Source organism: Pseudomonas sp. Irchel s3a10, assembly GCF_900187525.1.
GTDB classification, from domain to species: Bacteria; Pseudomonadota; Gammaproteobacteria; order Pseudomonadales; family Pseudomonadaceae; genus Aquipseudomonas; species Aquipseudomonas koreensis_G.
The window spans coordinates 740,981-753,861 of the sequence record NZ_FYDR01000001.1 but is presented as its reverse complement, the minus strand read 5'-3'; the positions used below and the strand labels follow the sequence as shown (position 1 = coordinate 753,861).

Below are 12,881 nucleotides of genomic sequence, written 5' to 3'. Positions count from 1 at the left end.
ATGAGCTTTGAAATCTTGCTGGAGAAAGAGCCTTCCGAGCACTTTGGAGTCCAAGCTCTACGTGGCTTGATCCGACTGGGTGACCAAGAGGAAAGCTTCTTTGCTCCGATCTCCTTTTGGGGCAGGCAGGAATACTTGAGTAGCTGGTACTCATCGCTTTGCCGTGGTCTCGAAAGGAGACAGCACTCTGTATTGGTTACTTCAATGCTTGATCCAGAGTTGGCAAATTTCCTGATGGTTTGGGTTTTGTATTTTGTTGGAGAGTCTGTTCACATTCAGAATAGTGTGGTTTTTCTAGACGACGTTGTTCTCGGGTTTAATGGGGACGATGTCAATACTTACGTCGGTGAGCGCGAGGTGGTTAACGAAGATGGCGACAAGATTTCCGAATGGGTCGTACCTCTTTCGGAAGTGCTCAGTTTCAAAGAAAAATTGAAGAGGGAAGTCGATGCTTGAGCGACTAAACGGTCGCTCCGCTGAGCGTAATAAGGGGGATGAGGTTGAGTACAGGTAAACGCCGTCAAGCGCCGTGTCAACCTGCGTGCCGCCTACCTCCCTACCTCAATCAAAATCAAAAGATCGCAGCCTACGGCAGCTCCTACAGGGGATACGTGCCCACTCTGCAGGACCTGCCGAAGGCTGCGATCTTTGGATCTTTTACTTCGGATAAAGCGGCGGCAACCCGCTGTCACCCACCGGATCCTGCACCCGCTCCGCCGCCGGTATAGTACGAATCGCCCGCCACAAATCCTCGCCCTGCCAATGCTGCCCCGTTTCGCTGTACAGCGCGCCATTGAGCCCGTCGAGGGCATCCGACAATGGCACAAACCGCGCCGCCATGTCTGCCAAAGTTTCCGGCTGCTGCCGCGCCCATGCGTCCAGCGCCTGCCGCGTCGCTTGCGGATCATTCGCCTGGCACGCCCGTTTGATGTCGTCCATCAAGGTGCGCGGGCTCGGCCCGGTTTGGGCGGCGCGATGCACCGCCGGTTGCCAGCGCGCACGCCACCACAGGCCGAAGCCGAGCAGGGTGGTGCAGGCGAGGATCAGTGTGCTGAGTTTCCACCACCACAAAACATCGTTATCGACGGCGTTCAATTGAAGAGTGCCCGCCGGGGTGTCGACCTGCAGGCTCGGGTTGTTCGCCACTTGCAGGGTGCGCGCCGGCAGGCTAGTGCGTAAATGGGGACAGACCACATTTAGAAAGTACTGCGAAAACGTAGTCTTTCCCCGTTTCACACGGCGGGGAAGTGATAGGCGGCTAAAGAGGGTGGAGTTTACTGGCAAACGGGCGGACCTCCCCAAAGGCTTGAGAAATCAGGAGGTCGTGGCGGATGCCGTCTGTCGCTACTGTCAGATCTGACAGTAGCTGGCCGGCAGCTTCGGGTGATGGGATACCGCAGTCGCCAAGGCGTCAGGCCGGGGCTTTCTGTCACTTGAGGAGTTGCTTGTATGAAAACGCAATCACCATCAGCCTCTACGTCTTCTGATCCTGATATCGACGCACTCAGGCCCATGACCATCAGTAAATTCGCGACCCCCGTGGAGGGCTACGACGGTGGTTTGGGGGTGGCCGGTGTGGAAGGGGGCGTGCATTTTCGGGTGAGCCCCTGGCTGCACATGGAGGAGGGCGACGAATTCAAGGTTTATTGGGCCGACGGGACGGTGCCGGTCTGGAGTAAAACCATCGAACTCGAGGATGAAAACCAAATCGTCAAAGGGGTCATCGACGAGGGGCATATCCGCAGGGGGGATGCCTATCCCGTGTTCTACAGTGTGACCCGCGCGAACCAGGCACCGGAGGAGTCGCCGCTTCAGAGGGTTCTGGTCAAACTGGATCGCCCGGGCGGTTTCGATGACGACTTTTCCACGCCCGGCAACCAGAACCTGCGCTACCACATTCCCCAAAGCATCATCGACAATGGCGTCGGCCCCGAGGAGGCCGCGGCGGGTGTGCCGATCACGATCCTGCCGTACCCCTTCATGCGTATCAACGACCGTGTAAAGGTGGCGTGGGGCAGCGTAGAGAAAAACGTCCTTGTCGAGCAAAAACATATTGACGACCCCAACGACAACCCGCTGGTCGTGACCATCGATCAAGCACTGATCGAGGAGGCGGGCGACAGCGCCGGGGTGATGGTGATGTACCAGGTGATCGACGAGTGTGGCAACTATCCCGATCCACGTTCCCTGTGGTCGGCGCCAACCCGAGTCGTGGTGGATCTGAAAGGAAATCGGCTCGATGCGCCTATCGTGGTGGAGGCCGATCCGCAAACTTACGAAATCGACCTCGACGAATTGAACGATGACGACGTGAAGGTTCTGGTCAATACCCCCGCTGGCACCTTCCAGGAGCAGGATGTCGTCGCGTTGACATGGCGAGGAACCAACGCCGAGGGCGCACCGATCAACCATGGCCCGGTAGAGCTGCCGGTGACGCGAGTTGGTGTTGCGCTGGTGTTCACTGTGCCGAACGACAAGGTACGCGCCATTGCCAAAGGCCGGGCCAGTGTCTCCTACATACTCAAGCGAACGGGCGTGGCCGATCGGTCGTCCAAAACCGTCGGTATCTCGGTGACGGGGGAGGCCTTCAGACTGCCGTCTCCTACGGTGGACGAAGCCCCTACCGGTACGCTGAACCCGGACGAACGCTGGGCCACCGTGCGCATTCCATGGTTTGCGGGACGCGCCGCCAGTGACCTGTTGACGCTGATCTGGGAGGCCACGCGTCCCGGCGGCGCCATCGTCTATTACGAAGACCCGCGCCCGGTTGGCGATGTGCCGGATGACGAGCCGGTGTTGCGCAATGTCTCGAACGCGGAGATCCAGCGTTTCGACGGCTTGCAGGTCTCGGTTTTCTATACCGTTGCCAATGATGATGAGGCGACACTCAACGTGCGCGAGTCGTTGCCGTTCGAGATGCAGGTGGGCGAAGTGCAACCGCTGTTCGTGGCGCCGCGCGTGGAAGAGGCGGTGCCTGGCACGTCGTTGATCGATCCGGAAGCCGTCGCGCCGCTGGGCTGTAAATTGATTGTGCCGTATCTGCAGACACAGCCCGAAGACCTGGTGAATTATCGCTGGCGCGGTACGGGCGGTAACGGCAGCACCAGTGGCTCACTGCGTCTTACAGCGCAAACTGCGGGTAAGGAAGTGCCGTTCACGGTGCCGAAACAGTTTGTGACCAACAACCTCAATCGCCGGATCGTAATCGACTATTTCATCGTGCGTGACGGCAAGACCCTGGGTTACTCCTTTCCACTGACCTTGCGGGTCGGCAATGCCCTGCTGGATTTCGATCCGCCCTCAATTGACGACGCGCGCGGCGACCAGATTGATGCGAGCGCGGTGCCAGCGGTAGGTGCAACCGTGCGTCTGGCTGCGGCGTATGGCCTGAGGGTGGGCGACAGCGGCGAGATCCGCTGGATCGGCGTTGCCGGCGGCGGTACCGCCATCGTGCCGTTTCGCGTGGAGAGCGGAGAAGCGGGGCGCGACAAACTGATCAGCGTGCCGCAGTCGGTGGTGTTGGCCAACGTCGGGCGGGAGATCTCGCTGGACTGCACCGTGGTGCGTCAGGCCGGTGGTCGCCAGTATTCGCGGGTGGCGGTTTATGACGTGCGTGCTTCGCTGGGGACGGGCCGGTTGCAGGTGATGGGCGCGCGCTCGCGGGGTAATTACCAGATGTATGGCGGCGGGACTGCGTGGTTGACCGCGCTGGATGCAACCACCCGGCAGCCGGTCAAGGCCTGGTGGCGTTATAACGGCGAGGAGGGCGAGGTTAGTGGTGCGACGTTCCGTGACACCCGTCCGGACCGGCTGCTGCATGTGCGGATCAGTGATGATCAGGTGACGATCAATCCGCAGAACCTGTGCGGGAACGGGAATTTTGTAGCCAGCCAAGAAGAAAATAGCGCCGCCTTTTCGGCGCGCACCGAACGTGGAGCCTTGGTGGCATGGGGTAAGCCTGCCCGTGGTGGGGATCTGGGGGATTCGTTACCCGCCATTTCTGATGCCGTTTCGCTCAGTGCTTGCGGTTATGCCTTTGCGGCACGACAGGCCACTGGTGCGGTAGTGGCTTGGGGGCTGAGGGGAATGGGGGGAGATGTATCGGAACCCATCAGTCTTTTGCGGGATATCGTAGCCGTAAGTGGCAACGGTTATGTGTTCTGTGCGCTGCGTCGCGATGGGAGCTTGGTGGCGTGGGGACGAACTGATTTTGGGGCAACACTTCCACAGCCGATATCTGCGCTGAGGGATGTCGTCAGAGTGATTGGCAACCTCTACGCCTTTGCTGCGCTACGTGCCAATGGTTCGGTAGTGGCTTGGGGGCACCAAACCTGGGGAGGTAATTTGCCTGCGGCCATCGCGGCATTGACTGACGTTGTTGATGTAGTCGCTACCAGCTACTCCTTTGCAGCCCTGCGTGCCAATGGTGCGGTAGTGGCATGGGGAGACTACGGTTACGGGGGATCCGTGCCTGGCAAGATCAAACTGCTTACGGACATTGTGGAACTGAGCGGGGCCGAAGCAGCCTTTGCCGCACGACGCAGCAATGGCAGTGTTGTTGCTTGGGGGTACCCTTCAAGTGGCGCAAGCGTTCCTGCGCCGATCACCTTATTGACAGACATCCGCACGGTAACGGGTAACAAAGGATCATTCGTCGCATTGCTCAGCAGTGGGCGTGTCGTGGGATGGGGAAAACAGGCAATTCCAACACCGGTTGCATTACTGATTGACGTCGTCCAGGTGGTATGCACAGGCGTTGCTTTTGCCGCGCTGCGGGCCAACGGCACCGTTGTAGCCTGGGGGACTGCTGATCGAGGTGGTGAAATCCCGGAGGCCATTGCGGCCCGACTGATCAACGTCCGCGCCATTTATGGCAACACCCATGCCTTCGCCGCGCTGACCTCCAGCGGCGAAGTCGTGACCTGGGGGCGTGGCCCGGCCGGCGGTAACAGCGATGCTGTCGCCGACCAGCTCAACGGCAAAATCTTCTACGAAGCCACAGCGCTGTCCCGTGGTCTGGGAATGCGTGAGACGCGACTGCTTGAAGCGGCAGAAAGCCAACAAACGTCATAACACCTTCAACGCCTGAAAGATCGCAGCCTGCGGCAGCTCCTACACGTGATCCCTGTAGGAGCTGCCGCAGGCTGCGATCTTTTGCTTTTTACTTCGGATAAAGCGGCGGCAACCCACTGTCACCCACCGGATCCTGCACCCGCTCCGCCGCCGGAATCGTGCGGATCGCCCGCCACAAATCCTCGCCCTGCCAATGCTGCCCGGTCTCGCTGTACAGCGCGCCGTTGAGGCCGTCGAGGGCGTCGGAAAGCGGTACGAAGCGCGCCGCCATATCCGCCAGTGTCTCCGGCTGCTGCCGCGCCCATGCATCCAGTGCCTGCCGCGTCGCTTGCGGATCATTCGCCTGGCACGCCCGCTTGATGTCGTCCATCAAGGTGCGCGGGCTCGGCCCGGTTTGGGCGGCGCGATGCACCGCCGGTTGCCAGCGCGCACGCCACCACAGGCCGAAGCCGAGCAGGGTGGTGCAGGCGAGGATCAGGGTGCTGAGTTTCCACCACCACAACACATCGTTATCGGCGGCGCCCGGTTGCAGGTTGCCGGTCGGGGTGTCGACCTGCAGGGTCGGGTTGTTCGCCACTTGCAGGGTGCGCGCCGGCAGGCTGGTGTGTTCCAGATGATCTTCGAAGGTGTTCCACCAGATCACGTCGACGGTCGGCAGTTCGATGCTGCCGCTGCGGCTGGGCACCAGCGCTTCGCGTTCTTCACGGCTGCCGATCAGGCCGCGCTCGCCGCTCTGGTTGCTCAGCACCGGTTGATCCGGGTAACGGCGCAGGCCGTTGGCCTCTGTGGCGGGCAGGGCCGGTAGCTGCGAACTGGCCAGGCCTTCGGCCTTCAGCGTCAGGCTGCGGGTCAGGGAATCGCCCACCTGAAGGTGATCCGGCTCGGGGTTCCAGCTTTCGCTCAGGCTCAGGCTGCGCGCGGGCAGCCACGGCGCATCGGCCGGGTAGGTCAGTGGTTTCGGTTTGACCGTCAGCGGAATCTCTGAGGAACTGACGCGCAGCAGCTTGCCGGGTTTCGAGCCCTGCGCGGTCGTGTCCTGAGCGGGCTGAGTGTCGACCAGCGTGGCACTGAAGGTCTGCGGGGCGATGGTCAGCAAGCCGCTGTGCTGCGGGTAGATCGCATAGCGCATCTCGATCACGCCATGGCGCACGCCGTTGATGTCTTTCTCGTAAGTGCGGGTGTCGCCCAGTTGCTCGATGCGCGCGTCGGCGATTTGCAGCGGGGTGAGGCTGCTGTCGTCGTACAGCGACACCGAGTGGTAAATGCGCAGGGTCAGGATCGCCTGGGCCTGCACGTAAACGCTGGACTGGTCGAGGCTGGCCTCGATGAACACCGGATCCAGGTTGTTCTGTTCTTCGCGGGTGTCGCTCTCGACCACTTGCACGGTAATCGGCTGGCTCTGCACCTCGCCCAGTTGCAGCGGCGGAATGACCACGCTGCCGTTCTCTTTCGGCAGCAGGGTGATGATCCAGCGGGTGGTGGCGCGGCTGTCGCCATTGAGGGTGTTCAACTGGTTGACCTGACGTGTGCCGCGCACCTCGAACAGCGGTTCCAGCGGGGTCAGGTCGGGTTTGCCGAACTGCGTGACATCACTGGTTTCAAGAGTGAGTTCGACCGTCTCGCCGGAGTTCAGGCGACTGCGATCCACGCTGGCCGTCAGCTCGGCCGCCTGGGCGGTGGCCGTGCAGAGCAGCAGGGGCAGCAAGAGAGCGGTGAAACGGGTCATCGAGTTTTTTCCTGATCCTGATGTTGTTGCTGTTCGTACCAGAATTTGCGTCGCAGCAGTTCGCCCGGATCGTCCGGGATCTTGCCCAGCCATTGTTCCAGTGCCTGACGTTGCTCGCCTTCGAGGTTGTCCTCGCTCGGGCGCAGCGTAGGCACGGTGTCGGTTTCTTCCGCTTCATCGCTGCCCGGCACTTCATCGGGTCCCGGTTGCGGCGGGGTGGTCGGTGGCGGTTCGCTGGCCGACTCGCCGGGCTGAGCCTCGCTCGGGGCGTCACTTTTCACCGCGGGTGGCGGCGCGGTCGCTGGCGGTGGTTCATCGCCGGGCACGTTCGGCTGCGCCGGTTGTGGCTGCGGCTCGACCGGCAGCGGGGTGTTCTTCTGTTTGAGCAGGTTTTCCACCAGGGCCTTGTTGGTCAGCGCCGGGCGCAAATCCGGTTGCAGTTCCAGCGCCTGTTCATAGGCATCGATCGCCGCTTCCAGCTCACCACTTTTCGCCAGGGCGTTGCCACGATTGTAGTGGGCGCGGGCATCGCTGCCTTCGGCGAAACGCTGAGCGGCGCCACTGTAATCGCCGGCCTCGTACAACGCCAGCCCTTGCCACTGGTGATCTTCGAAGTGTTCGGCAGCCTCGGCCGGACGCTTCTGTTTGAGCAGGTGCAGGCCCTGTTGATCGGGGCGCAGCCACAGGTCTTCGAAGTCGAAAGCGTAGCTCGGCTGCGGCAGGCACAACAGCAATGGCAGGCAGAACAACCAGCCACGCCGTCCGGCGCAGGCGGCCAGCAGCAATAGCGGCAACAACAGCCAGTATCCCTGATCGGCCCAAGTGTCGAGGCGCACGGTCTGGCCATCGTCGCGCAAGCTGCGCGGGCCATCGAGCAGGCCGAGGGCGCGCAAATCGGTCTCGTCCAGCCGCGCACTGTGGTACTCGCCGCCGACACTGGCGAGGAATGCGCCAAGGCTCGGACTGTCGAGTTGCGGCACGCGGATCGCGCCCTGTTCGTCCTTGAGGAAACTGCCGTCTTCCTGGGCAATCGGTGCGCCTTCAGCGGTGCCGATGCCGAGCATCAGCAGTTGCGCCGATTGCTCGCCGAGGGCGCGGCGAATGCCTTGGCGTTCTTCATCTGTGAGCGAGGAGCCGATCAGTAGAATCCGCCCCTGACCGAGTGCGCCTTGCTTGAGCAACGCCAGCGCCTTGCTCACACCGAGATCGGCGCGATGACCGCTTTCCGGCATCAGCGATGGCTTGAGGGCGTCGAGCAGATTGCGACTGGTCGCCAAGTCATCCGACAGCGGCACCAGCGTGTGCGCGCTGCCGGCGTAGACGACGATCGCGGTCTGCGCATCGCTGCGCGCCTGCAACAAGTCAAACAGCTTGCGCCGGGCCTGTTCCAGTCGCGTTGGCGGCGAGTCGGTGGCGAGCATTTCCGGGGTCAGCTCCAGCACCACCACCAATGGATCGGCAGGCTTCTGGCTGGTCTGTTCGACGCGTTCCCAGCTCGGCCCGAGCAGGGCGACGATGGTCAGCAGCCACGCCACGCCGAGGGCGACCCACGGCAGTTTGCTGGTGCGCCCATTGCCTCCGCTGAGCAGCGTCGCGTGGAACGCCGGCGGCAGAATCATCTGCCAGCGCCCGGCGCGTTTCTGCCGGTGCCAGAGTTGCCAGATCAGCCAGCCGAGCAGCGGCAGGAGCAGCAGCCACCAAGGGCGGAACCAGTGCGGCCAGAGCGCGATCATCGGCGCCTCCGCAGACGCAGGCGCTTCAGACGCTCGCGCCAGTCAGGCAACGGACTTTGCAGATACAGCTCCTTGGTAAACAGGCGTTGCAGCGGGTTGTCCGGCCACAATTCGCGGGCGACCAGCAACAGGCTCAGCAGCAGGGCAAAGGCCAGCGGCCACTGATACAAGGCTTGCGCCGGGCGCGCCTGGGTCGGTTGCTGGGTCACCGGTTCGAGTTGATCGAGGGTGTCGCGGATCGCTTGCAGCTCTTTGCCGTCGCGGGCGCGGAAGTATTGGCCGCCGGTGGCGTTGGCGATGGCCTTGAGGGCCGGCTCGTCGAGGTCCAGGCTCGGATTGACCCCGAGCAGGCCGGTGCTGCCACTGTCTTCGGGGTCGGCGCCGATGCCGATCGGGTAGATTTTCACCCCTTCGCTGGCGGCCAGTTTTGCTGCGGTCAGCGGATCGATTTCGCCGCCGTTGTTGGCGCCGTCGGTGACCAGAATCAATACCCGGCTTTGCGCCGGACGCATGCGCAGGCGCTTCAACGCCAGACCGATCGCATCGCCGATGGCGGTGTTCTTGCCGGCGATGCCGATGCGCGCTTCATCGAGCCAGACGCGCACGGTATGCCGGTCGAACGTCAGCGGTGCCTGCAGATAGGCCTGACTGCCGAACAGGATCAGACCGACGCGGTCGCCATCACGGCTTTCAAGGAAGTCCCCGAGCAAATGCTGAACCAGCGACAAGCGACTGACGTCTTCGTCCTGCCACTGCATGTCGGGGAAATCCATCGAGCCGGACACGTCCACCGCCACCAGCAGATCGCGGCCGCTGGAGGCAATCGGCAACGGGTCGCCGAGCCATTGCGGACGCGCGGCGGCGCTCAGCAGCAACAGCCACAGCAGCAGGAACGGCGCTTGCTGGCGCCACGCCGGCAGGTTGGCGCGGGCCCGGCGCCGCGCCAGGCCTTCGAGGTCGGAGAGGAAACTCACGCGCAGCGCCGGCTCGCCGCTGTCGGCCACCGGCAGCACCAGACGCATCAGCCACGGCAGTGGCAGCAGCACGAAGATCCACGGCCAGGCGAACTCAAACATGCTTGCGAATCCAGGTGTCGACGGCTTGGGTCAGGCCAGCGATAGCCTTGTCGTCGAGTTTGCATTCGGGTTTGTAGGCGCCTTCGACCAGCACCATCCAGCGCGTCAGGCCGGCAGCCGGGCAACGGTTGTCGAGAAACGCCAGCCATTTGCGGCCATTGAGCGTGTGGCTCTGGCTGTAGGGGTAGTGGTTGCGGCACAGGCGTTTGAGCAGACCGTTGAGCTGCTGCAGCCAGGCCCCGGCCGGTGCGCCGTCGTAGGGTTTGGGCATTTGTGCCAGTTCGGCCAGCGCGGCGATGCGCACCGGATCGAGCGGCTGTTCGGCGCGCACGATCGGGCGTTTCCTGGTCGGAATGAACCGGCGCAAACGCCACACGGCGAAGCCCAGCAGCGGCAGCAATAACAGCAGCAGCCACCAGCCCGGTGCCGGTGGCCAGAAGTCGATCGGCGGCGGCGAAATCAGCGGTTGCAGTTGTTCGAGGCCGTTCATCGACTGCTCCCCGGGCGCTGCGGATTGAGGAACTCGCGCATTTGCTCGACCATCTCGCTTTGCGTGCTCAGCGGCATCAACAGCACCCGCAGTTTTTGCGCGAGCAATTCCCAACGGGCGATGCGTGCTTCGGCTTGGGCGCGATAGGTCTGGCGCAGCTCGAAATTGAGGGTATCGAGTTCCAGTTGTGCACCTCTTTCCGCGAACCGTAACAGCCCGGCGGCGGGCAGGGCGTGGTCCAGTGGATCGGACAGCGGCAACAACAACAGATCGCAATGACGCGACAGCAGGCTCAGTTGCTGCTCGGCGCTGTCGGACAGCGCGCGCTCGTCGCAGATCACGATCACCAGACTGCCTGGACGCAACACCTCACGCGCCCGGCGCAGCGCCACGCCGAGGGCGTCGCGATCCGGCTCGCGTTCGCTGTGCAGCGACTGATTGACCTTCACCAGGCGGTTGAGCAATTGCAGCAGGCTCTGCTTGCTGCGGCGCGGTTTGATTTCGTAATGCTCGTTGTCGCCAAACACCAGCCCGCCGACCCGGTCGTTATGGCCCAATGCGGCCCAGCCGATCAGCGCCGCCGCTTGCGCCGCAAGCACCGACTTGAACATCAGCCCGGAACCGAAAAACAGCCGGGTGCTTTGCTCGACCATGATGAAAATCGGCCGCTCGCGTTCTTCATGGAACAGCTTGGTGTGCGGCTCCTGGGTGCGCGCGGTCACGCGCCAGTCGATGGTGCGCACGTCGTCGCCGGCCTGATAGACCCGCACCTGATCGAAGTCGACCCCGCGCCCGCGGAATTTCGAGTGATGCAGGCCGATCAGCGGGCTGCGCTGGCTTGGCGTGGAAAACAGCTGCACTTCGCGCACACGGTGGCGCATCTCGATCAGGTCGGTGAGGCTGATGCGGATGCCCGGTTCGGACGGCAGGGGGGCGTTCATGGGGGTCAAGCGACGGCTACGACGTCGAGAATCCGCTGCACCACCCGATCCTGGTCGATGCCGGCGGCTTCGGCTTCAAACGACAGAATGATGCGGTGCCGCAACACGTCGAACAGTACGGCCTGAATGTCTTCCGGGCTGACGAAGTCGCGACCGGCCAGCCAGGCGTGGGCCCGGGCGCAACGGTCGAGGGCGATTGAGCCGCGCGGGCTGGCGCCATAGGCGATCCACTCGGCCATTTCCGGGTCGAACTTGGCCGGGGTGCGCGTGGCCATGACCAGTTGCACCAGGTATTCCTCCACGGCGTCGGCCATGTACAGACCGAGGATTTCCTTGCGCGCGGCGAAAATCGCCTGCTGGCTGACCCGGCGTTCCGGTTTGGTTTCGCCATTCAGCGCTTCGCCACGGGCCTGTTGCAGGATCCGGCGTTCGACAGCGGCATCCGGGAAGCCGATCTTCACGTGCATCAGGAAGCGGTCGAGCTGCGCTTCGGGCAACGGGTAGGTACCTTCCTGCTCGATCGGGTTCTGCGTCGCCATCACCAGAAACAGCGGCGACAGCTCGTAAGTGCTGCGCCCGACGCTGACCTGACGCTCGGCCATGGCCTCGAGCAGCGCCGATTGCACCTTGGCCGGCGCCCGGTTGATTTCGTCCGCCAGAACCAGGTTGTGGAAGATCGGCCCTTGCTGGAACACGAAACTGCCGGTTTCCGGGCGATAGATCTCGGTGCCGGTGATGTCGGCCGGCAGCAGGTCCGGGGTGAACTGGATGCGATGGAACTGGGCTTCGATGCCCTCGGCGAGTTCTTTGATCGCTTTGGTCTTGGCCAGACCCGGAGCGCCCTCGACCAGCATGTGGCCGTCGGCGAGCAGGGCGATGAGCAAACGCTCGATGAGTTTTTCCTGGCCGAGAATCTGCGTTGAAAGAAAGGTTCGCAGCGCCAGCAGCGCTTCACGATGTTCCATCGGTGACTGTTCCTGGAAAGGGTGGCCGCAGGCGTTCGGATAACGCCGGGGCTGGGGGCGTTACTTTAATCCATCGAGGGGGGCGGCGACTAACGGCATTTTGCGCAAAGTGCGGGAAATGACTGGGGGATTTGTTGGAATTTTGTAGCAGGGGAGTGATTGGTTGCCCGTACCGGCCCTATCGCGAGCAGGCCAGTCCAGCCGATATCAAATCTGGCTGATATAGGTCCCGGTGCCATCCAGAATATTCTTCAGGGTTTCTTCAACTTCAGGCAGATCCACCATATCCGGATTGAAAGTGATCTCCAGCACATCATCCCCATTCAACGCATCGGCATCCGCCGCTGCGATCTCGATCTTCAGCAGGGTCTTGCTCAGGGTGACTTTCACGCCATCCAGCGTCGAAGGCTCACCATCCAGGGTGATCTCCAGCTCATCTTCGTCCGGATAGCGGCTCATCAGAAACATGTCGCCCTTGTCGCTATGGCAGCAGAGCATGGCCATGTTGTCTTCTTCGTCGTCGCACGGGTTGACGATCAGTAGGGCGGTGGTCATTTGCATGGGGGAATTCCTGCCTCGGAGGGGGTGTTGGTCGCAATTGGGCGCGATTCTGCCAGTCCGGGAAGATTTCTGCTGCTACATCTTGGCGGCCACTGAACAAAGCCTTGGGGCGGATGATCGAGAAGTCGACTGAAGCGGGAACATGCCGAGGGCCTTTTCTACTTCTTTTGCCTGAAAGATCCGACACCTTTGTAGGAGCGCGGAATCTGAATGATTGTTCAGATCTAATAGAGGATATCGCTTGTTTTCGTGGCATTTTTACAACTATTTTTATTTTCGAACGCAATGGAGTGCGCAGACAAAAACTGAAAACAAG

9 protein-coding genes and 1 pseudogene are annotated in these 12,881 nt (G+C 62.2%); 2 read left to right on the top strand and 8 right to left on the bottom strand.

The genetic code is table 11. From position 1 onward, the window contains the following. Positions 1 to 456 (top strand): hypothetical protein, encoded by a 456-nt coding sequence (locus CKW11_RS03275; RefSeq protein WP_095136373.1) that lies wholly within the window; start codon positions 1 to 3, stop codon positions 454 to 456. Between the two features lie 201 nt (positions 457 to 657). On the opposite strand, the pseudogene CKW11_RS03270 reads toward CKW11_RS03275, so the two are convergent. Continuing rightward, a pseudogene (locus tag CKW11_RS03270) lies at positions 658 to 1,173 on the bottom strand (protein BatD); the annotation flags it as partial. A gap of 276 nt (positions 1,174 to 1,449) precedes the next feature. On the opposite strand from CKW11_RS03270, the gene CKW11_RS03265 reads away from it, so the two are divergent. After that, positions 1,450 to 5,073, top strand: coding sequence for a hypothetical protein (locus CKW11_RS03265; protein ID WP_143499901.1), 3,624 nt, complete (start codon positions 1,450 to 1,452; stop codon positions 5,071 to 5,073). Positions 5,074 to 5,161: 88 nt separating this feature from the next. On the opposite strand, the gene CKW11_RS03260 is transcribed toward CKW11_RS03265, so the two are convergent. The 7 genes from CKW11_RS03260 to CKW11_RS03230 form a co-directional block, all read right to left on the bottom strand. Beyond that, the gene (locus tag CKW11_RS03260) at positions 5,162 to 6,799 is read right to left on the bottom strand and encodes a BatD family protein (RefSeq protein WP_095136371.1); all 1,638 of its coding nucleotides are present in this window, start codon (positions 6,797 to 6,799) and stop codon (positions 5,162 to 5,164) included. After that, complete coding sequence (locus tag CKW11_RS03255) at positions 6,796 to 8,532, bottom strand: tetratricopeptide repeat protein (RefSeq protein WP_095136370.1); 1,737 nt, start codon at positions 8,530 to 8,532, stop codon at positions 6,796 to 6,798. Before CKW11_RS03255 ends, CKW11_RS03260 begins: the two co-directional genes overlap by 4 nt. Then, on the bottom strand, positions 8,529 to 9,608 hold the full coding sequence (locus CKW11_RS03250) for a VWA domain-containing protein (RefSeq protein ID WP_095136369.1): 1,080 nt from the start codon (positions 9,606 to 9,608) through the stop codon (positions 8,529 to 8,531). Before CKW11_RS03250 ends, CKW11_RS03255 begins: the two co-directional genes overlap by 4 nt. Next, positions 9,601 to 10,098 carry a DUF4381 domain-containing protein gene (locus CKW11_RS03245; RefSeq protein ID WP_007968588.1) on the bottom strand — a complete coding sequence of 166 codons (498 nt, stop codon included), beginning with the start codon at positions 10,096 to 10,098 and terminating at the stop codon, positions 9,601 to 9,603. Before CKW11_RS03245 ends, CKW11_RS03250 begins: the two co-directional genes overlap by 8 nt. Beyond that, complete coding sequence (locus CKW11_RS03240; RefSeq protein ID WP_027613096.1) at positions 10,095 to 11,039, bottom strand: DUF58 domain-containing protein; 945 nt, start codon at positions 11,037 to 11,039, stop codon at positions 10,095 to 10,097. Before CKW11_RS03240 ends, CKW11_RS03245 begins: the two co-directional genes overlap by 4 nt. A 5-nt stretch (positions 11,040 to 11,044) precedes the next feature. Continuing rightward, positions 11,045 to 12,004 carry a MoxR family ATPase gene (locus tag CKW11_RS03235; protein WP_003218556.1) on the bottom strand — a complete coding sequence of 320 codons (960 nt, stop codon included), beginning with the start codon at positions 12,002 to 12,004 and terminating at the stop codon, positions 11,045 to 11,047. 207 nt (positions 12,005 to 12,211) lie between these two features. Beyond that, complete coding sequence (locus tag CKW11_RS03230) at positions 12,212 to 12,565, bottom strand: hypothetical protein (RefSeq protein ID WP_095136368.1); 354 nt, start codon at positions 12,563 to 12,565, stop codon at positions 12,212 to 12,214. Positions 12,566 to 12,881 lie beyond the last annotated feature (316 nt).

Bases quoted from the DNA above. Each gene is read 5' to 3' on its own strand.
- CKW11_RS03275 (WP_095136373.1), top strand. From the start codon at position 1: ATGAGCTTTGAAATCTTGCTGGAGAAAGAGCCTTCCGAGCACTTTGGA.
- CKW11_RS03265 (WP_143499901.1), top strand. From the start codon at position 1,450: ATGAAAACGCAATCACCATCAGCCTCTACGTCTTCTGATCCTGATATC.
- CKW11_RS03260 (WP_095136371.1), bottom strand. From the start codon at position 6,799: ATGACCCGTTTCACCGCTCTCTTGCTGCCCCTGCTGCTCTGCACGGCC.
- CKW11_RS03255 (WP_095136370.1), bottom strand. From the start codon at position 8,532: ATGATCGCGCTCTGGCCGCACTGGTTCCGCCCTTGGTGGCTGCTGCTC.
- CKW11_RS03250 (WP_095136369.1), bottom strand. From the start codon at position 9,608: ATGTTTGAGTTCGCCTGGCCGTGGATCTTCGTGCTGCTGCCACTGCCG.
- CKW11_RS03245 (WP_007968588.1), bottom strand. From the start codon at position 10,098: ATGAACGGCCTCGAACAACTGCAACCGCTGATTTCGCCGCCGCCGATC.
- CKW11_RS03240 (WP_027613096.1), bottom strand. From the start codon at position 11,039: ATGAACGCCCCCCTGCCGTCCGAACCGGGCATCCGCATCAGCCTCACC.
- CKW11_RS03235 (WP_003218556.1), bottom strand. From the start codon at position 12,004: ATGGAACATCGTGAAGCGCTGCTGGCGCTGCGAACCTTTCTTTCAACG.
- CKW11_RS03230 (WP_095136368.1), bottom strand. From the start codon at position 12,565: ATGCAAATGACCACCGCCCTACTGATCGTCAACCCGTGCGACGACGAA.